Source organism: Nonomuraea sp. NPDC003709 (assembly GCF_040610775.1).
Lineage (GTDB): Bacteria > Actinomycetota > Actinomycetes > Streptosporangiales > Streptosporangiaceae > Nonomuraea > Nonomuraea angiospora_A.
The window spans coordinates 68,382-85,911 of record NZ_JBEXMW010000007.1 but is presented as its reverse complement, the minus strand read 5'-3'; the positions used below and the strand labels follow the sequence as shown (position 1 = coordinate 85,911).

Here is a 17,530-nt window from a genome sequence, read left to right as displayed (position 1 = left end):
GATGACCGACGAGACGCGCCCCACCGAAGGACGCACGCCGTCGGACTACCCCGAACCACAGGGGCGGCCGGACTTCCTGCCCGCGGACGACTCGCCTGACCAGGCCGGCCGGTTGCCTGAGCCGCCCGCCTCGTTCGGCACCTCTTGGGGCGACCCGTCGGGTCGCCCCTCTTCGGGTGTCCCCCCGTACGGTGGCCCGACCTCCGGCGCTCCCACGTTCACCAGTCCCTCGTTCGGCTCCCCGAGCTCCTACGAGAGTCCTTCGTACAGTCACGAGGGCAGCGGCCCGTCGTTCAGCGCCTCCTACGACAGCGGCTCCGCGTTCGGAAGCCCTTCCTACGAGAGCACCGGTCCCTCCTACGGGAGCGGCCCCTCGTATGGGAGCGCTCCGTCCTACGGGAGCGGTCCGTCCTATGGGAGCGGTCCGACATATGGCGGCGCGCCGGACAACGGGACGCGTGCCTACGAGGGCCCGCTGTTCGGCGGCCCTTCCCCGTCCGGTCCCACCGGCGCCAACACTCCGCCGCCACCGCCCCGTCAGGCGCTTCCCCTGGGCGCGGGCTGGGCGCCGCCGCCTCCCGGCGCGGAAGCGGGCTCCTCGGGGGGCAGGCGCGGGCCGAGCACGGTCCTGCTCGTCTCGACCGCCGTGGCCATCGCCCTGGTGGCCTCGCTGCTCGGCAGCGTCGGCACCTACCTGCTCACCAAGCCGAGTGGCGGCAACGACCCCGGCTACAGCCTCGGCCCCCTGCCGACCGGCGGAGCCGCCAACCGCGAGCCCGGATCGGTGGCGGGCGTGGCCGCGCGGGTGCTGCCCAGCGTGGTCTCGATCGAGGCCGGCACCACCACCGAGGGCGCGACCGGGTCCGGCTTCCTGATCAAGAACGGCTACGTGGTGACCAACAACCACGTCGTCGCGCTGGCCGCCAAGGGCGGCGAGATCCGGATCATGTTCAACAACCGCAAGACCACCCCGGGCAAGATCGTGGGCCGCGACCCCGGCTCGGACCTGGCCGTGATCAAGCCCGAGGACACGTTCGGGACGCCGGAGATCACCCTCGGCAACTCCGACCAGGTCGTGGTCGGCGACCCGGTCATCGCGATCGGCTCCCCGCTGGGCCTCACGGGAACGGTGACGACGGGCATCGTCAGCTCGCTCAACCGCCCGGTCATCGCGGGCGACGAGACGGGCTCCGGCACGGAGGAGCCCGCCTACATCAGCGCCATCCAGACGGACGCCGCCATCAACCCGGGCAACTCGGGCGGCCCGCTGGTGAACGGCAAGGGCGAGGTCGTCGGCGTGAACTCGGCCATCGCCACCCTCGGCCGCTCGGTGAACAGCCAGAGCGGCAGCATCGGCCTGGGCTTCGCGATCCCGGTCAACCAGACGCGGCGCGTGGCCGAAGAACTGATCACCACCGGCAAGGCCAAGCGGCCCAGGATCGGCGTTGTCCTGGACAAGGACTACAAGGGCCAGGGCGTGAAGATCGCGTCGTCTCCCAGCGGCGGCCGCCAGCCGGTGGACGTCAACGGGCCGGCGGACAAGGCCGGGCTGAAGGCGGGCGACGTCATCCTGGAGATCGACGGGCTGACCCTGCAGGACGGGAACGAGCTGATCGCCCTGATCCGCAGCAAGGCGCCGGGCGCCAAGATCACCATCAAGTACCAGCGCGCCGGCCAAGAACGCACCGCCACCCTCACCGTGGTCGCCGACGACGAGCCCACCCCGACGCCGTCCTGATCCGCCCGGCCGTCCTTGGCGGCGGCCCTGTGCGTTTCTTCACAGCGGCGCGGGTGCCCACCACCCGCGCCGCCTTTGGTTTCCGTCCTTCGGTTTTTGAAGGCCGCGCACGGTGGGGACGGCCCGCGCCGCCTTTGGTGTCCGTCCTTCGGGTTTTTACGGCTGCGCACGGCAGGCACCACCCGCCGACGTGGGTAACCGGCCCTCCAGGGAGACGCTCACCAGCTTCCCGGCCGCGCCGCCGTAACGGGCGGTGCGACTGGCTGGGTGGTAGACGCGTTGACCAGGGCCGAAGGGGTGCATGCGGGGAATGTCGGTGATATGACCGAGGGTGGACGACCGACCTACCCCCGGGAGCCCTTAGTCTGTGGATAGGCCGGGGTTGTCCTCGGAGTGATTGGACTGCGGTAGGAGCTCACGGTGTTCGGACTCGGGTGGATGGAGATCGGAGCGCTGATCGTCATCGCGCTGCTCGTCTTCGGTCCCGACAAGCTGCCTCAGGCCGCATCTCAGGCAGGCAAGACGCTACGCAACCTGCGCCGGATGGCGAACAACGCGCGTGACGACCTGCGTTCCGGGCTGGGCCCGGAGTTCGCCAATTTCGACCCCGCCGACCTCAACCCGAGGAACTTCGTCCGCAAGCACCTGCTCGACGACCTCGAGGACGACTGGAACGACAACAACCGGCCTCGGGAGCTGGAGCCCGCCACGACGGCTCCGTACTCGCCCGAGCCGGTGGACGAGCTCGGATACGGGGAGATTCCCCCTTACGACTCAGAGGCCACCTGACGGGCCAGGGAAGGCTCCTCGCCGTCCATACGGCCCGCGGCCTCCCGGACGGCGCACGAGGGCTCAAACAACCCGCCACCCGTCCCCCTGGGGGCAGGGTCGCCCACAAGCGCTCATATGGCCCTCTGAGGGTCCTCCGCGCCCTCTCGGGCGCGCCTGGTCAACGCTCTTGACCACCCAGCCGGTCACGCCTGCTCGTTGCGGCGGTGCGCCGGGGAAGCCGGTGAGCGTTCCCCTGGAAGGCCGGTCACCCGAGTCGGCGGATGGCGCCCACCGTGCGCAGCCGTAAAGGACCCGAAGGACGGGCACCGAGAGCGGCGCGGATGATGTTCGCCGTGCGCAGCCGTAAAGGACCCGAAGGACGGGCACCGAGAGCGGCGCGGATGATGTTCGCCGTCGCAGCCGTAAAGGATCCGAAGGACGGGCGCTGAAAACGGCGGGAGCGCTGCCCGCTGTGTGCAGCCGGACAGGACCCAAGGGTCGATGCGCGCAGCCGGACAAAGCTCAAGGACGGCGTGGATGCTCGCCGTTCGTAGCCGTGACGGACCCCATGGGGGACTGAGAACGGCGCCCGCCCAGAGGACGGGCGCCGGAAATCAGGCAAGCGCCGGAAATCAGCGGTTGGGGGAGAGGCCGAGTTGGAGGCCCTTGAGGCTGGTGGAGCGCTTGCTGAGGGTGGAGGCGATATTGCGGAGTTCGGCCGCCGCCGGTGCGTCGGGATCCGTCAGGACCAGCGGCTTGCCCTCGTCGCCGCCCTCGCGGAGCCGGAGGTCGATCGGGACCTGGCCCAGGAGCGGGACGCGGGCGCCCAGCGTGCGGGTGAGCGCGTCGGCGACCGTCTGGCCGCCGCCCTCCCCGAACACGGCGATGCGCTCGTCGCAGTGGGGGCACGGCAGCCAGGCCATGTTCTCGATGACGCCGGCGATCTGCTGGTGCGTCTGCGCGGCGATCGACCCCGCCCGCTCGGCCACCTCCGCGGCGGCCATCTGCGGCGTCGTCACGACCAGGATCTCCGCCGTGGGCAGTCGCTGCGCCACCGAGATCGCGATGTCGCCCGTGCCCGGGGGCAGGTCGAGGAGGAGGACGTCGAGGTCGCCCCAGTAGACGTCGGCCAGGAACTGGTGGAGCGCCCGGTCGAGCATCGGCCCGCGCCAGACCACCGGCGTGTTGCCCTCCGGCTTGAACATCCCGACCGAGATGACCTTGATGTCGTGGGCCACCGGCGGCATGATCATGTCTTCGACCTTGGTGGGCCGCTCGGCGGCGCCCAGCATGCGCGGGATGCTGTGGCCGTAGATGTCGGCGTCGACGATGCCGACCTTCATGCCGTTGGAGGCCATCGCGGCGGCCAGGTTGACCGTCACGGACGACTTGCCGACCCCGCCCTTGCCGCTGGCCACCGCGAACACGCGGGTCAGCGAGCCCGGCTGGTTGAACGGGATCTCCTTTTCCGGCCCCCGGTTGCCCCGCAGCTTGGTCTGCAGCTGCTTGCGCTGCTCGGTGCTCATGACATCGAGCTCGATCTGGACGCCCGCCACGCCATCGAGCGCGGCGACGGCGTTGGTGACGTCGCGGCGGATGGTGTCCTTCAGCGGACAGCCCGCCACGGTGAGGAAGATGCCCACGCGCACCACGCCGTCGGGAGCGATATCGATGCTCTTGACCATGTCGAGGTCCGTGATCGGGCGACGGATCTCGGGGTCGATGACGTTGGCGAGAGCCGCCGTCACCTGTTCCTGGGTAGGTGCCATCGAAGTCTCGGCACGAGGGAGTGCCGTCCCTCCTTTGTCGGTATATGTGTGACAGGCGCAGGACGCCAGTGAGGATGCCCCTCCATGGTATGAACCGGCGGCCTCACTGAGTTAATCCGTGCTGTTAGATGTCTGTGCAACAACGTCCTAAGGTTACTCCGTGACTCTTCTGCGCGACGAGGGCCTGACCGCCGAGGAGCTGGCGGTCTGGCGGATGATGCAGCGCGCCCAGGTGCGCATCACCCGGCATCTGGAGGCGGAGCTGCTCGTCGCCCACGACCTGCCGCTGGCCTCGTACGAGGTGCTCGTGCAACTGGCCGAGGCGCCGGAGCGGCGGCTGCGCATGAACGATCTCGCGGGCCGTGTCCTGCTCTCCCGCAGCGGCCTGACCAGGCTCATCGACCGGCTGCAGCGGGACGGGCTGGTCTCGCGGGAGGCCTGCGCGAACGACGCCCGCGGGCTGTTCGCCGTGCTGACGGACGCCGGCGCGGAGCGGCTGGCCGAGGCCACCCCGACCTACCTGCGCGGCGTCCGGACCCAGTTCCTCGACCTGCTGGGCGCGGGGGAGATCACCCGCGTCCGGGCGATGGTCGCCAAGCTGGACCTCAGCGACTCTCCTTGAGCTCCTCGGCGAGGCGTCCGAGCTCGGCGCGCAGGTAGTCGCGCGTGGCCAGCTCGTTCAGCGCCAGGCGCAGCCCCGCGATCTCGCGGGTCAGATACTCGATCTCGGCCTGGTTGCGGTCGGCGGTCTCGCGGTCCTGCTCGTACTGGATGCGGTCCCGGTCGCCCTGGCGGTTCTGGGCCAGCAGGATCAGCGGCGCGGCGTAGCTGGCCTGCAACGACAGCATCAGCGTCAGGAAGATGAACGGATACGGGTCGAACTTGAGGTTCGGCGGCGTGAACGCGTTCCAGATGACCCAGATCGCGACGACCACGGTCATGTAGACGATGAAGCGCGCGGTGCCGAGGAAGCGGGCGATCTGCTCCGACAGGCGGCCGAACGCCTCCGGGTCGTAGTGCGGCCGCAGCGAGCGGCGCAGAGCCCGGGGCTCGTCAAGCCGTTCGGTCGTCATGATCGTCGGTCCCCTCACGCCAGTCCTCGGGCAGGATGTGGTCGAGCACGTCGTCCACCGTCACCGCGCCGACGAGCCGGCCCAGCTCGTCCACGACCGGGGCGGCGACGAGGTTGTAGTTGGCCAGGTAGCGGGTGACCGCGCGCAGCGTGAAGTCCGGCCTGATCGGGTCGATCGACGGGTCGATCACGCCGCCCAGCAGCGTCGACGGCGGCTCGCGCAGCAGCCGCTGGAAGTGCGAGACGCCCAGGTACGTGCCCGTCGGCGTCTCGGTGGGCGGCCGGGCCACGTAGACCTGCGCCGCCACGGCGGGCGTGAGGTCCTGCTGCCTGATGTGGGCCAGCGCCTCGGCCACCGTGGCGGTGGGGGGCAGGATGACCGGTTCGCTGGTCATCACGCCGCCCGCGCTGGTCTCAGGGTAGGTCAGCAGGCGCCGCACGGGGGCGGCCTCCCCGGGCTCCATCAGGGCCAGCAGCTTGGCCGCCTGGTCCTCCGGGAGGTCGTGCAGCAGGTCGGCCGCGTCGTCGGGGCCCATCTCCTCCAGCACGTCGGCCGCCCGCTCGGGCTCCAGCGTGCCGAGGATGGAGATCTGGTCGTCGGGCGGAAGCTCTTCGAGCACGTCGGCGAGCCGCACGTCGTTCAGGGCTCGGGCGATCTCGATGCGCCGCTTGCTCGGCAGCTCGTGCAGCGCGCTGGCCATGTCGGCGGCCCGCAGCGACTCGAACGCGGAGATCAGCCCGGCCGCCCCCTGGTCCTTCTGCAGCCTGTCGAACCCGGAGACCTCCTCCCACTCGACGATCCGCGGGTCGCGCCGCCTGCCCTTGTAGAGGGCCACCTGGGTGATCTCCCAGTGGGACGGCTTGATCTCCTCCATGGCCACGTCGTAGACGGTCATGGGCTCGCCCTCGTGCGTGACGCCCAGGTCCAGCATCTCGCCGATCACCAGCGTCTCGGTGGCGCGCTGCTCGAACCTGCGCATGTTGAGCCGCCCGGTGAAGACCACGGCCCCCGTCTCGATGCGGCGTACCCGGGTGATGGGCAGGAACACCCTGCGGCGCGGCTGCACCTCCACCACCAGGCCGTGCACGTTGGGCCGGAGGCCGATGCGCAGGCCGACCACCACGTCCCTGACCCGGCCGATCTGGTCGCCCGCGGGGTCGAAGACCGGGGTGCCCGGCAGCCGGGCCACGAAGATCTTCACGTGGCCAGGCTAACAGTGCTGCCCCATTGCGCCCCGCACGCCTCTCATGTCAGTATCAAACGTGCTTAACGGTGATTACTTCCGAGGTGGTGGGCGATGAGGTACGCGGGGCTCGGGCTGGCCTTCGTGTCCTCCTGGTGTTTCGCGTTCTCGGGTCCGATGGCCAAGTACCTGATCACCGCTGGGCTGGCGCCGATCGAGGCCGTCTGGACGCGGATGGCGGGCGCGGGGCTGCTGCTGCTGGCCGTGCTGGCCGTGGTGAAGCCCCAGGCGCTGCGGATCCCCAGGTCCAGGCTGCCGTTCTTCGGGCTGTACGCGGTGATGGCGGTGGCCGGGGTGCAGTCGCTGTATTTCGTGGCGATCACGCGGCTGCCGGTGGGGATCGCGCTGCTGCTGGAGTTCATGGCGCCGGTGATGGTGGTGGCCTGGGTGCGGTTCGTACGGAAAGTACGGCTCGCGCGGGCGGCCTACATCGGGGCGGTCGTCGCGGTCCTGGGCCTCGGGATCGTGGTCGAGGCGTGGCAGGGGATGCGACTGGACGCGCTGGGCCTGGTGCTCGGCTTGCTGGCCGGGGCGTGCTGCGCCGGATATTTCCTGATGAACGATAGCTTCGGCGACGACGTTGACCCGCTCGGCCTCATCGCCTGGGGGATGGCGGGGGCGGCCGTGGTGCTGATCCCGTTCGCCCGGCCGTGGGACATCCCGTGGGTGGCCTTCACGGCCACCGTCGCGCCGGAGGGCGGCCGGACGCTGCCCGTGCTGGGCGCGTACCTGTGGATGGTGCTGGTCGCGACCGTGATCGCGTACATCCTGGGTGTGAACGCCGTGCGGCGGCTGTCGGCCGCGGTGGGGGCCACGGTCGCCTCGCTCGAGGTCATCGGCGGCGCGGTGGTGGCCTGGGCCCTGGTCGGCGAGACGCTGGGCGTCTTCCAGATCGTGGGCGGCCTGCTCGTGCTGTCCGGCGCGCTGCTCGCCCAGACCGCCACGGCGAGCCCCTCGCCGTCACCGGCGGCGGAGGTCGAGGCGGAGCCCGTCGCCGTCAGAGGCTGACCCTCGCGGCCCGTCGCCGCCGAAGGCCGACCCTCCAGGCGCGGCCAGGAGCCGGCCTCGTCAGCGGCGGTCGGGGGTGAGACGCAGGACCGTGGAGTCGCGGGCCCAGCGCTCGGTGAGGTGCTCGCTGTCGAGGGCGTTGAGCCGCTCCTTGGCCAGCGCGGCCACGGCGTCGGCCGCCGCGGCCTGGTCGACGACCGCGACCGCGGCCTCGAACTCCACCAGTCTGGCGCCGTTGTCCTTGCTGCGCAGCGTGACGTGGACCCGGTCGAGCGCGTCGATGCCGGGCAGCGCCTGCTCCTCGCCGCCCGTCACCAGGTAGATCGCGCCGTCGTGCCAGGTGTGCCAGGCCAGGCGGGGGCGGTCGAGGGTGAGCCAGAGGATGCCGGACTTCTTGGCGCCCTCCTCGATGGCCGCGGTGTCGTCGCTCACAGCTTCGACTGTAGTCCGTTCAGCGCGAGGACCCGAGCCGCTCCGAGGGGAACGAGCCGATCTCCCAGGTTTCCCGCGAGATCGAGGCCCGCATGGGAGCGACCTGGCCGGGCCAGTAGCGTGTGCGCATGCGCTCACGCCGTTCCGTGCTCGCCGTGCCAGGCAGCAACCCCAGGTTCCTGGAGAAGGCCCAGACCCTGCCCGTCGACGAGGTCTTCCTCGACCTCGAGGACGCGGTCGCGCCGCTGGCCAAGGAGGAGGCGCGCAAGAACATCGTGACCGCGCTCCGCGAGGGCGACTGGTCCGGCAAGACGCGCGTGGTCAGGGTCAACGACCTCACGACGCACTGGACGTACCGGGACGTGATCGAGGTCGTCGAGGGGGCGGGGGAGTTCCTCGACTGCCTGATCCTGCCCAAGGTGCAGGACCCGACCGAGGTCGTCTGGCTCGACACGCTGCTCACCCAGATCGAGAAGACCATGGGGTACGAGGTGGGCCGCATCGGCATCGAGGCGCAGATCGAGAACGCCCGCGGCCTGGTGAACGCCGACGCCATCGCCGGCTCGTCCAAGCGCCTGGAGGCGCTCGTCTTCGGGCCGGCGGACTTCATGGCGTCGATCAACATGCGGACGCTCGTCGTCGGCGAGCAGCCGCCCGGCTACGTCGAGGGCGACGCCTACCACTACATCCTCATGCGGCTGCTCATGGCGGCCAGGATGCACGACCTGCAGGTCATCGACGGGCCCTACCTGCAGATCAAGGACGTCGAGGGCTTCAGACGGGCCGCCAGGAGGTCGGCGGCGCTCGGGTTCGACGGGAAGTGGGTGCTGCATCCCGCCCAGGTGGACGCGGCCAACGAGGTCTTCTCGCCGTCGCAGGACGACTATGACCACGCCGAGCTCATCCTGGAGGCGTACGAGTACTACACCTCGGTCGAGAAGCGCGGCGCGGCCATGCTGGGCGACGAGATGATCGACGAGGCCTCGCGCAAGATGGCGCTCGTCGTGGCGGCCAAGGGGCGGGCCGCCGGGCTGCGGCGTACGAAGAGCTTCACACCTTGATGCCGATGGCGGTGAAGAACCAGAACGACGACGTCAGCCAGAGCCCGATCAGCGCGGTGAACGCCAGCCCGCCGAGCACCGGCAGCGTCCAGCCGGGCGCGTCGTGCTTGGGCAGGGCCAGCATCTTCGCCGTGAACACGCCGTAGAAGAAGCAGCCGAGCAGCGAGTGCGCGAGCACTCGCGGCACGTCGTACTGCAGGCCCAGGGCGTAGAGGCAGTGGAAGGCGACGGGGATCGTGAGCAGGAACGCGATCCGCCCCGACCAGCGGTGCACGCCGGGCGGGATCGTGACCCCGAGCCTGCCCCACATCGACAGGGCCGAGACGACCTGCACGATCGCGAGCACGAACGCCCCCGTCGTCAGCCACGCCTTCATCGGCAGCGCGCCGGAGAACCCGGCCACGCCCACGGCGAACCCGGTGGGCGTGTGCACGCGCCCGTAGACGCCGAGCGCGAGCGCCGCCAGGCCGCCGGCCAGCAGCGGAACGAGGAGCGGGGTCAGGCCGCGGGACTGCTGGGGTACGGCGGTCATTGCATCTCCTCGATGAAGCCGTCCACGTCCTCAGGCTGGATCGTGGTGTCGCCGACGGTCACGGGCGCTGTGGGCCGGTCGTCCCGCAGCTGGGGGATCGGCACCTGCGTGTCGCCCTCGAACGCGGCGCCGACCTGGGTGTAGCCGCCTCCGGGGTTCTTCAGCACGATCCAGCCGGCCCGGAGCTTGGCGCCCCTGACGAGCGCGGTGGCGCGGTAGAGGCCCGACGGTTTGACCACCGTGGGCGCGACGAAGGTCCACTTCTTGCCGCCGAACGCGACCGAGCCCCTGGCCCGGCCGCCGCCCAGCTCGGCGGTGACCTTGGCGCTGCCGAGGCCGGTCAGTTGCAGCTCGCCGTCGGACTCGCTGCCCTTGAACCAGGCCTCGGCCTTGCCGTCGCAGAAGTAGGCGACGGCCTTGCCGTCTCTGATCGAGATCGCGATGAGGCCGCCGTTGCCCTTGACGTAGCCTCCGTAGTCCGCCTTCGCGATCTTCTTCGGTTCTGTTCGCTGAGGCGAGGGCGTGGCGTCCGCCTCGGCCTCCGATGAGCGTGACGGGGCCGCGGTGGTCTCGCCCGCCGACGGTGCCTCCGCGGCGGTGTTGGCGGCCTCGTCGTTGGCCGCCGGTGTCGCGGTGACGCTGGCGACACCCAGCCCCACGGCGAGCACTGCTCCCGCCGCGAGGGTGATGACAGGTCCCAGCCTTGACATGGACTGCTCCCAGGGTCGAAATGCCGTACGTCTCCGAGCATCCGCCTAAATCGGTGGGCCGTCTGTGAACTATTGCGCATCGCGCGGACAGAATGGATAGATGCAGGAGAATCCAGGGCACCAGCCGCCCGTCTACGGCATGCAGCCGCCGGTCCACCCGTATCAGCCGCCGCCCTGGTTCCTGCCGACGCCCATCGGTGCGAGTTACGACCACCTGGCGCGGAATGTCGCGGCCCGGCCGTGGCGGGCGATCGTGGGCACGCTGGTCGTCGCCACCGGGTTCGTCGGGATCGGCGCGGTGGTGGTGTGGGCCGGCCTGGTGATGTCGCTGCTCCTCGGGATCCCCGCGCCGCTGGAGGCCGAGGGGCAGTTGTTCGGCGATCCGGTGTTCTCGCTGGTCGTGGTGTTGCTGTCGCTCGCGCCCGTGCTGCCTCTTGTGTACGGCACCGCGGCGCTCGTCCAGCGCAGGCGCCCCGGCACGCTCTCGTCCGTGGCCGGGCGGCTGCGCTGGCGCTGGCTGCTGACCTGCGCGGGCCTGGCGGTGCTGGCCCTGCTGCTGGGGCAGGGCGCGCAGGCGCTCGCGCTGACGGCGGCCGGCGAGGACGCCGACCTGTTCGGCTGGGGCGGATGGTCGGGGTTCCTGCCCGCGCTCGTCGTGATCGTGCTGCTGGTGCCGTTCCAGGCGGCCGCCGAGGAGTACGTCTTCCGCGGCTGGTTCGTGCAGGCCGTCGGGGCGCACATACGGAATCCGGCCTGGTCCATCGTGCTCGGTTCCGCGCTGTTCATGTCATTGCACGGCTATTCGTGGGCGGGGCTCGTGGACGTGTTCGGGTTCGGGGTCGTGATGGGCTTTCTCACGGTGCGCACCGGAGGGCTGGAGTCGGCGATCTCCCTGCACGTGCTGAACAACCTGCTGGCCTTCGGGCAGGCCGCCGCGGCCGGGCACCTGGCCGACGCGCTGGACCAGGGGAAGGTGCCGGTGCCCTGGCAGGCGTTGTCCGGAACGGTGGTGCAGCTCGGGGTGTATGCGTTTGGTGTGTTGTATCTAGCCAAAAAACAGTCAATTAAGACTATCTCGTAATAAATCGGTCCTGGGGTGCCGGGAATCTCGCTAGAGAGGTCTCGCTATTCCGGCTGAGTCATGCTGGTCTGGTCCTGTGGAACGGACCAGCGTCCTGGTTTCCACCCGTACGACGTTCGACCCATAGGAGGTACGGCGCGTGGCCTCCGGCCCCAGCGAACCGCCACGGCGACCGCCGGAAGACGACGAACCTCGTCCCGAGGGCGCCTCTGAACCGCATTCCTCCGATGAACCGAGGATCAGCCATTCGCCGCCGGGTCCCACCGATGATCGGGCCAGGGGTTTACCGCTGAGCTCGCCCTGGGGCATGCCGCCGTTCGCCGCCCCCATCCCGGACGAGGAGCCGCAGGAGCCGCCCAAGGGGCGCCGGCCGTACAGCTCGCCGACGGCCGAGCCCGAGGTCGAGCCGCGCCGCCGCCCCCGCCGCGTCGTCAACCGCCCGGACAAGCTCGTCGCGGGCACCCCGCTCCATCCGCCGCAGGGGGCGCCCGAACGGTCCGAGCCGGACGCGGAGCCCGCCCCCGAGCGGTCGTCCCGGCCCGCGCCGCCGTACCGGCTGGTGTATCCCGTCCCGGAACGCGCCGAGGCCGCCGCGCCCGCGGAGGAGCCGACGGAGTACGACGAGACCCCAGAGACCCCAGAGACCCCAGAGGTCCCAGAGGTCCCCGAGGCCCCGGAACAGGACGGCGAGCCCGAGGTGCGGCGCGTCGGACGCCCGCCGGCGGGCCGCCCCACGAGGCCGGACCTCCTCGTCGCCACCGACGGGGCGCGCCAGGGGTCGAGCGGCCGGCACCACAGAGGCCCGGCACCCTCCGCCGTGCGCAGGTCCAGTCCCGTACGCCGCCGCAACAGGTCCACCCCCGTCGCCCTGACCCTGGCCGTGGCGATCCTGGTGGCCGCCGGCGTGCTCGTGTGGCAGTGGACCTCGGACGAGGCCCCGGGGCTGCGGCTGGAGGCGGGCACGGGGCGCTCGGGGGACGAGCTGTTCACCGTGCCGGCCGCGGGCGAGGGCGCCAACCAGAAGCTCAACGACATGACGTCCGTGGGCCGCGCGGTCGTGGCGGTCGGCAGCGACACGACGAGCCCGACCCCGCGCCCGCTCTTCCTGTTCTCGCCGGACGGCGGCAAGACCTGGCAGCTCGGCCAGGTGAACGGCGCCTCCACTCCCACGGTCCAGCGGGTCGTCGGCGGCGGCGGGCGCTGGCTGGCCAGCGGCGGCGACGGCGTGTCCGGCGAACGCGGCCTGTGGACCAGCACCGACGGGTTCAGCTGGACGGCCGTGGAGGCGGCGGGCCTGGCCGCGTTCAGGGCCGGTGACCAGATCAACGACATCGCCAGGACCGCCTCCGGTTTCGTGGCCGTGGGACGCACGACGGGAGACGACGGCGGTTCGGGCCCCGCGGCCTGGCGCTCCGCCGACGGCCGGACCTGGGAGCGGGTGGAGACCCGGGAGCTGGAGGTACGCGAGATCAAGGCGGTGGTCGCCAAGGGCGACACGGTCGTCGCCATCGGAGACCCCGCGGTCGGCGAGGGATCGCGGGTGCTCCGATCGGCGGACGGCGGGCGGGACTGGCAGGCGACCGCGTTCCAGCTGCCCGAGGTCGCGCCGCGCACCGGGATGGTGGCCGTGTCGCCCAAGAGGTTCGTGCTGGTGCCGACGCGCTTCCCCACGTTCACAGGTGACCTGCGCGTCTACTGCTCGCCGACCGGGGCGCAGTGGTCGCAGTGCGGCTCCATCGGCGGCCTGGGCGGCGAGAGCACGGGCGTGGAGACGTTGATCTCCTATCCGTCGGGCATCGCGGCGATCACGCAGGCCGGCCTGGGCCGCTACTCGGTGCTGACCAGCGCCGACGGGCGCTCCTGGAGCAAGCGGACCGACCTCGGCAACCTGCCGGGCGCGACGCTGCGCGGGTTCACGATCGCCGACGGCGGCACCCTGTTCGCCGGTGGCGACCAGGCGGTGTCCGACGTCGACAACCAGCTCGTGCTCATGGCCGCGCCCCCGCGCGACGGTGCCTCACGCGTCCAGCTCGGCCAGGTCGAGGGCCTGACCAGGATCGCCCGCGAGACCAACGCGCTGGCCGGCTTCGCCGGCCGGTACGTCGCCGTCGGCTCGGCCTCCGGCGACGCGGGCCTGTGGACGATCAGGGACTGGGTGAGCTGGAAGTCCATGAGTCTCGGTGGCCCGGGCAAGCAGACGCTGGAGGACGTGGCGCACGGCAGCCGCGGCTGGCTGGCCGTCGGCTCTACCGAGACGAACGTGGCCCTCACCGACCCGCTCCTCGTCACCTCCGCCGACGGGGAGAGCTGGAAGAAGGTGAACGTCACCGGCGACCTGGCCCGCGACCCGAACGCCCCCTCCCTGGAGACCCACGTCGTGACGGCCGGCAAGGAGGGCTACGTGCTGGCCGGCGAGGCCAAGGACCAGATGGGCGCGACGAGCGCCGTCATGTGGTTCACCCCCGATCTGCGCAAGTTCACCAGGTCGAAGAAGCTGCCGCAGGGCGGCTCCGGGGTGCGGATCTACGACGCCGTCGCCACCGGGGACGGCGGCTACGTGGCCGTGGGCGGCTCGGGCGGGGCCGACCAGGAGAGCAGCGTGGTCTGGCACTCCTCGGACGGCGTGAACTGGAGCGCGCGCAAGCGCGTGGTCCCGCCGGACGCCACGTCGGCCGGGCTACGACGGGTCACGACTTATCGGGACAAGCTGGTGGCCGTCGGCGCGGCCGTGTCGGGAGGTTCGCGGCGTGCCTTCGCGGCGGTCTCGGACGACGACGGCTCGACCTGGCAGACGGCCTGGCTGCCCGCGGACCAGGCGGCGGCGGTGTACGACCTGGCCGCGGCGGACGAGGGGCTGGTGGCCGTGGGCTGGCACGGCGTGCCGGGAGAGGGCGACAGCGCGGCCTGGACCTCGCAGGACGGCCTGTCGTGGAACCGCATGGCGCTGACCAAGGACCGGCTGGCCGGCCAGGGGGCGCAGTGGCTGACGGCGGTGGCCGTGTCGGGGTCGGAGGTCGTGGCGCTCGGGCGGTCCACCACGTACAACGCCGACCACCTGATCCTCTGGACCTCCAGCCTCACCTCGAACCGGTAGGACCGAGCGGCGCCACCTCAGGCGCCGCTCCAGCCGGGGCCGGGCGGATGGGGCCGTGTCAGCGGGGCAGCACGCCCCAGTCGGTCAGCGACTCCAGGAGGCCGGCGGTGAGCGGCAGCCGCGCCAGCTCGTCCGTGCCGCACCAGCGCACGTCGTCGGCGTCGTCCCCGGCCACGGGCACGCCTCCCGTCACGGTGGCGAGGTAGTCGCGGATCACGTACGTGGCCCCGCCGAGGCCGGGGCGGTCCACCGTGCCCGCCAGGCGGCCCACCTCCACGCGCAGCCCGGTCTCCTCCAGCACCTCGCGCCGCACGCCGTCGGCGTCCGTCTCCCCGGCCTCCAGGCGGCCACCGGGGATGGACCACAGCCCCTTGCCCGGCGGACGTCCCCGCTTGATAAGCAGCAACCGGTCAGAGGAGTCGAAAATAATCGCGCCGACACAATTTACGCGCACATGACCAAGATTACGACGGGACAACGGGAAGCGGCCTTGACGGGCCGGTGCCGGAGAAAGCACCGTGGGTAGTTGTGAGAGCGGCTCCAACCTGTCCACGGTGCTTTGGCCCGCTTCACGGGCCGAGTGCGTGGTCGAGCGCCTACCGATGCGACGCGCACGGTGATGTCCTGCCCTACCAGCCTCCGTGGCCGCCGACCGGTACGGCGCTGGAGGCCATCCGCAAGACCGCCGTGGTGCCCGTGTGGCTGCCGTGGCCGTTGCCCGCCGGCTGGCTGGTGACCGGCTTCGGAGAGGTCGGTGACGAGCGCACCGGCGCCCGGGCCAGCGTGGTCGCGCTGACGGGGCCGTCGCTGACGGAAGGCCCCGCCGACCTGCTCGTCATCGCGGAGGAGCCGGGCATCGGGCTCGGCGCGGCGTTCGCCGGGCTGGACGGCCCCGACCCGGGCGAGGGGTTCGACTCGGGGCCGCCGAACGCCAAGATCGGCGTGCTCGGGCATCCCACCGCGCTGTGGTGCGTGGACGGCGCCGACGACCGGGCCGTCTACGCGGGCGAGGCGCTCGGCAACTGGCTGTGGGCCATCGCGTGGCCGGCCGACGCCGGCTGCATGATCGCGCTCGCCGAGCTGTCGTTGCTCGACGTTCGCGATCACGAGCTGGACGTGCCGTTCGGTGCGTTCTCGCCCCGGCTCGAGGATTAGGCGCGCTTTCACGCTCCTGATTCGCGCTCTGATGCAGACGGGCTAGAGTTCGGAGGCGTGACAGCGCGTATCGAGCGAGTGGTGACCGAGGGCGTCGTCGACATCGACGGCACCGAGCACAAGGTCGAGAACAACACCTGGATCATCGGTGACGACGACGAAGTCATCGTCATCGACCCGGCGCGTGACGCCGAGAAGATCCTTGAGCAGGTGGGCGAGCGGGAAGTGCTGGCCGTCATCTGCACGGCGGGCCTGCCCGACCACGTCTCCGCGGCCATCGAGGTGGCCAGCCGGGACGAGGCCGTGGTCGCCCTGCACCCCAAGGACAAGCCGCTGTGGCGGGAGACCTGGCGGGAGACCTGGCCCGACATCGACATGGAGGACGACGGCATCTTCGGTGTGGCCGACGTCCAGCTCGACGTCATGGAGACGCCCGGCATCTCACCCGGCGGAGTGTCGCTCTACTGCGAGGGGCTCGGGGCCGTCTTCACCGGCAAGGCCCTGCAGGCCGACGGGCCCGGCAAGCTGGGCGGCGAATACCCCGCCCTGCCCGACCAGCTGACCTCGATCGGCGGGCGGCTGTTCACGCTGCCGGCCGACACGCGGGTGCTGGCCGCCCACGGCGACGAGGTCACGATCGGCGACCTCGAGCCGCACTTCGACGACTGGGTGTCGGGCTCGCTGACCCGTACGGAAAGTGCCGACGACGGCCCCCTGACCGACGGGACCAAGCTCTCCGGGATCAAGCTCGACCCCGACGACGAGTGACGCGAGGGAGCGCCGCCGCCTGGACTGAGGAGCGGCGGGAGCGCAGCGACCAGAGCGACGAGGGAAGGCGGCGGCTCCGGAGCGACCGAGCCGCCTCCACGGAGTGGAGGCCATGAACACGCGAAGCGCCTTCACGAGGTGGAGGCCATGAGCGCGGCTCAGGGGCAGCTTCCGCTGGACGGGATGCCGCGGCGGCTCTACTCGTGCACGCCGTCGCGGTTGAACGCGTGGCTCGACTGCCGCCGCCGCTACCGGTTCAGCTACCTGGACCGGCCGCAGCCGTCCAAGGGCCCCGCGTGGGCGCACAACAGCGTCGGGGCGAGCGTGCACAACGCGCTGGCGGGGTGGTGGCGGGAGCCGTACGACCGCAGGACCCCGCTGACGGCCGCCATCCTGGTCACGAACGGGTGGATCGCCGAGGGGTTCAGGGACGTCGAGCAGTCGGCCCACTGGCTGGGCCGGGCCCGCGACCTCGTCTCCGGATACGTCGCGACCTTGGATCCCGGTGACGATCCGGTGGGCGTCGAGCGCACGGTCGCGACCCGTACCAAGGTCATGGCCCTCTCCGGCCGCATCGACCGGCTCGACCGGCGCGGTGACGAGCTGGTCGTGGTCGACTACAAGACCGGCCGCCGGCCGCTCACCGAGGACGACGCCCGCTCGTCCCTCGCCCTGGCCGTGTACGCGGTCGCGGCCTCCACGATGATGCGCACGCCCTGCCGTACGGTCGAGCTCCACCACCTGCCGACCGGCGAGATCCTGGAGTGGCGGCACACCGAGGAGTCGCTGGCCCGCCACATCGGGCGCGCCGAGGACGTCGCCACGGAGGCGTCGGCGGCCGACGAGCGCTACCGCGCGCTCGTGCCCGCGCCCGCCAAAAAGGGTTCCGCCGCCTCGCGCACCGCTTCGGGAGAGCGGCCGAACGTCGGGCCGGCGGCGGTGCCGGACGAGATCGACGAGCTGTTCGCGCCGAGCCCCGGCCCGATCTGCTCCTGGTGCGACTTCCGCCGCCACTGCCCGGAGGGCCGGTCGGCGGCCCCCGACCGCAACGCGTGGGACGGCCTCGCCGAGTGACCCGCCTGCCGGGGCGAGCGG

17 protein-coding genes are annotated in these 17,530 nt (G+C 71.5%); 10 read left to right on the top strand and 7 right to left on the bottom strand.

Annotation, left to right across the window (positions count from 1 at the left end):
* Position 1: 1 nt before the first annotated feature.
* Positions 2 to 1,738 carry a trypsin-like peptidase domain-containing protein gene (locus ABZX61_RS22225; RefSeq protein ID WP_355197180.1) on the top strand — a complete coding sequence of 579 codons (1,737 nt, stop codon included), beginning with the start codon at positions 2 to 4 and terminating at the stop codon, positions 1,736 to 1,738.
* A gap of 420 nt (positions 1,739 to 2,158) precedes the next feature.
* Positions 2,159 to 2,527 (top strand): sec-independent translocase, encoded by a 369-nt coding sequence (locus ABZX61_RS22220; RefSeq protein WP_350725486.1) that lies wholly within the window; start codon positions 2,159 to 2,161, stop codon positions 2,525 to 2,527.
* 614 nt (positions 2,528 to 3,141) lie between these two features.
* Here ABZX61_RS22220 and ABZX61_RS22215 read toward each other — a convergent pair.
* Entirely contained in the window at positions 3,142 to 4,278 is a 1,137-nt protein-coding gene (locus ABZX61_RS22215; RefSeq protein WP_350725484.1) for an Mrp/NBP35 family ATP-binding protein, read from the bottom strand.
* A gap of 160 nt (positions 4,279 to 4,438) precedes the next feature.
* Here ABZX61_RS22215 and ABZX61_RS22210 point away from each other — a divergent pair, with 160 nt between their 5' ends.
* A complete protein-coding gene (locus ABZX61_RS22210; protein ID WP_355197178.1) occupies positions 4,439 to 4,900 on the top strand; it encodes a MarR family transcriptional regulator in 462 nt (153 codons plus the stop codon).
* Here the strand turns inward: ABZX61_RS22210 and ABZX61_RS22205 are convergent.
* The gene (locus tag ABZX61_RS22205; RefSeq protein WP_355197177.1) at positions 4,884 to 5,351 is read right to left on the bottom strand and encodes a DUF1003 domain-containing protein; all 468 of its coding nucleotides are present in this window, start codon (positions 5,349 to 5,351) and stop codon (positions 4,884 to 4,886) included. The two genes, ABZX61_RS22210 and ABZX61_RS22205, sit on opposite strands and share 17 nt — an antisense overlap.
* Complete coding sequence (locus tag ABZX61_RS22200; protein WP_355197175.1) at positions 5,332 to 6,552, bottom strand: CBS domain-containing protein; 1,221 nt, start codon at positions 6,550 to 6,552, stop codon at positions 5,332 to 5,334. The genes ABZX61_RS22205 and ABZX61_RS22200 overlap by 20 nt, the downstream gene beginning before the upstream one ends.
* A 96-nt stretch (positions 6,553 to 6,648) precedes the next feature.
* Here ABZX61_RS22200 and ABZX61_RS22195 point away from each other — a divergent pair, with 96 nt between their 5' ends.
* Positions 6,649 to 7,602, top strand: coding sequence for an EamA family transporter (locus ABZX61_RS22195; protein WP_355197173.1), 954 nt, complete (start codon positions 6,649 to 6,651; stop codon positions 7,600 to 7,602).
* A gap of 60 nt (positions 7,603 to 7,662) precedes the next feature.
* Here ABZX61_RS22195 and ABZX61_RS22190 read toward each other — a convergent pair whose 3' ends face one another.
* On the bottom strand, positions 7,663 to 8,034 hold the full coding sequence (locus tag ABZX61_RS22190; RefSeq protein WP_350725475.1) for a hypothetical protein: 372 nt from the start codon (positions 8,032 to 8,034) through the stop codon (positions 7,663 to 7,665).
* 128 nt (positions 8,035 to 8,162) lie between these two features.
* Here ABZX61_RS22190 and ABZX61_RS22185 point away from each other — a divergent pair, with 128 nt between their 5' ends.
* Positions 8,163 to 9,095 carry a CoA ester lyase gene (locus tag ABZX61_RS22185; RefSeq protein WP_355197171.1) on the top strand — a complete coding sequence of 311 codons (933 nt, stop codon included), beginning with the start codon at positions 8,163 to 8,165 and terminating at the stop codon, positions 9,093 to 9,095.
* Here the strand turns inward: ABZX61_RS22185 and ABZX61_RS22180 are convergent.
* Both ABZX61_RS22180 and ABZX61_RS22175 read right to left on the bottom strand, forming a co-directional pair.
* Positions 9,085 to 9,627: a DUF6529 family protein gene (locus tag ABZX61_RS22180; RefSeq protein WP_350725471.1), complete on the bottom strand. Its 543-nt coding sequence runs from the start codon at positions 9,625 to 9,627 to the stop codon at positions 9,085 to 9,087. The genes ABZX61_RS22185 and ABZX61_RS22180 overlap by 11 nt on opposite strands.
* Positions 9,624 to 10,337, bottom strand: coding sequence for a hypothetical protein (locus ABZX61_RS22175; RefSeq protein WP_350725469.1), 714 nt, complete (start codon positions 10,335 to 10,337; stop codon positions 9,624 to 9,626). The genes ABZX61_RS22180 and ABZX61_RS22175 overlap by 4 nt, the downstream gene beginning before the upstream one ends.
* A 100-nt stretch (positions 10,338 to 10,437) precedes the next feature.
* Between ABZX61_RS22175 and ABZX61_RS22170 the strand changes: the two genes are divergently transcribed.
* Positions 10,438 to 11,418 (top strand): CPBP family intramembrane glutamic endopeptidase, encoded by a 981-nt coding sequence (locus ABZX61_RS22170; protein WP_355197169.1) that lies wholly within the window; start codon positions 10,438 to 10,440, stop codon positions 11,416 to 11,418.
* 307 nt (positions 11,419 to 11,725) lie between these two features.
* Positions 11,726 to 14,512: a hypothetical protein gene (locus ABZX61_RS22165; RefSeq protein WP_355197167.1), complete on the top strand. Its 2,787-nt coding sequence runs from the start codon at positions 11,726 to 11,728 to the stop codon at positions 14,510 to 14,512.
* Between the two features lie 58 nt (positions 14,513 to 14,570).
* Here ABZX61_RS22165 and ABZX61_RS22160 read toward each other — a convergent pair whose 3' ends face one another.
* Entirely contained in the window at positions 14,571 to 14,966 is a 396-nt protein-coding gene (locus ABZX61_RS22160; protein ID WP_355197165.1) for an NUDIX hydrolase, read from the bottom strand.
* Between the two features lie 47 nt (positions 14,967 to 15,013).
* Here ABZX61_RS22160 and ABZX61_RS22155 point away from each other — a divergent pair, with 47 nt between their 5' ends.
* From ABZX61_RS22155 to ABZX61_RS22145, 3 genes are all read left to right on the top strand, one after another.
* The gene (locus tag ABZX61_RS22155; protein WP_355197163.1) at positions 15,014 to 15,667 is read left to right on the top strand and encodes a DUF6758 family protein; all 654 of its coding nucleotides are present in this window, start codon (positions 15,014 to 15,016) and stop codon (positions 15,665 to 15,667) included.
* Positions 15,668 to 15,724: 57 nt separating this feature from the next.
* Positions 15,725 to 16,435, top strand: a complete 711-nt coding sequence (locus tag ABZX61_RS22150) for an MBL fold metallo-hydrolase (RefSeq protein ID WP_355197161.1) — start codon at positions 15,725 to 15,727, stop codon at positions 16,433 to 16,435.
* Between the two features lie 147 nt (positions 16,436 to 16,582).
* Complete coding sequence (locus ABZX61_RS22145; protein WP_350725458.1) at positions 16,583 to 17,509, top strand: PD-(D/E)XK nuclease family protein; 927 nt, start codon at positions 16,583 to 16,585, stop codon at positions 17,507 to 17,509.
* Positions 17,510 to 17,530 lie beyond the last annotated feature (21 nt).

What these genes read in the sequence shown, in the direction of transcription:
- ABZX61_RS22225 (WP_355197180.1), top strand. Translation starts at nt 2, where the DNA reads ATGACCGACGAGACGCGCCCCACCGAAGGACGCACGCCGTCGGACTAC.
- ABZX61_RS22215 (WP_350725484.1), bottom strand. Translation starts at nt 4,278, where the DNA reads ATGGCACCTACCCAGGAACAGGTGACGGCGGCTCTCGCCAACGTCATC.
- ABZX61_RS22205 (WP_355197177.1), bottom strand. Translation starts at nt 5,351, where the DNA reads ATGACGACCGAACGGCTTGACGAGCCCCGGGCTCTGCGCCGCTCGCTG.
- ABZX61_RS22195 (WP_355197173.1), top strand. Translation starts at nt 6,649, where the DNA reads ATGAGGTACGCGGGGCTCGGGCTGGCCTTCGTGTCCTCCTGGTGTTTC.
- ABZX61_RS22185 (WP_355197171.1), top strand. Translation starts at nt 8,163, where the DNA reads ATGCGCTCACGCCGTTCCGTGCTCGCCGTGCCAGGCAGCAACCCCAGG.
- ABZX61_RS22180 (WP_350725471.1), bottom strand. Translation starts at nt 9,627, where the DNA reads ATGACCGCCGTACCCCAGCAGTCCCGCGGCCTGACCCCGCTCCTCGTT.
- ABZX61_RS22175 (WP_350725469.1), bottom strand. Translation starts at nt 10,337, where the DNA reads ATGTCAAGGCTGGGACCTGTCATCACCCTCGCGGCGGGAGCAGTGCTC.
- ABZX61_RS22170 (WP_355197169.1), top strand. Translation starts at nt 10,438, where the DNA reads ATGCAGGAGAATCCAGGGCACCAGCCGCCCGTCTACGGCATGCAGCCG.
- ABZX61_RS22165 (WP_355197167.1), top strand. Translation starts at nt 11,726, where the DNA reads ATGCCGCCGTTCGCCGCCCCCATCCCGGACGAGGAGCCGCAGGAGCCG.
- ABZX61_RS22145 (WP_350725458.1), top strand. Translation starts at nt 16,583, where the DNA reads ATGAGCGCGGCTCAGGGGCAGCTTCCGCTGGACGGGATGCCGCGGCGG.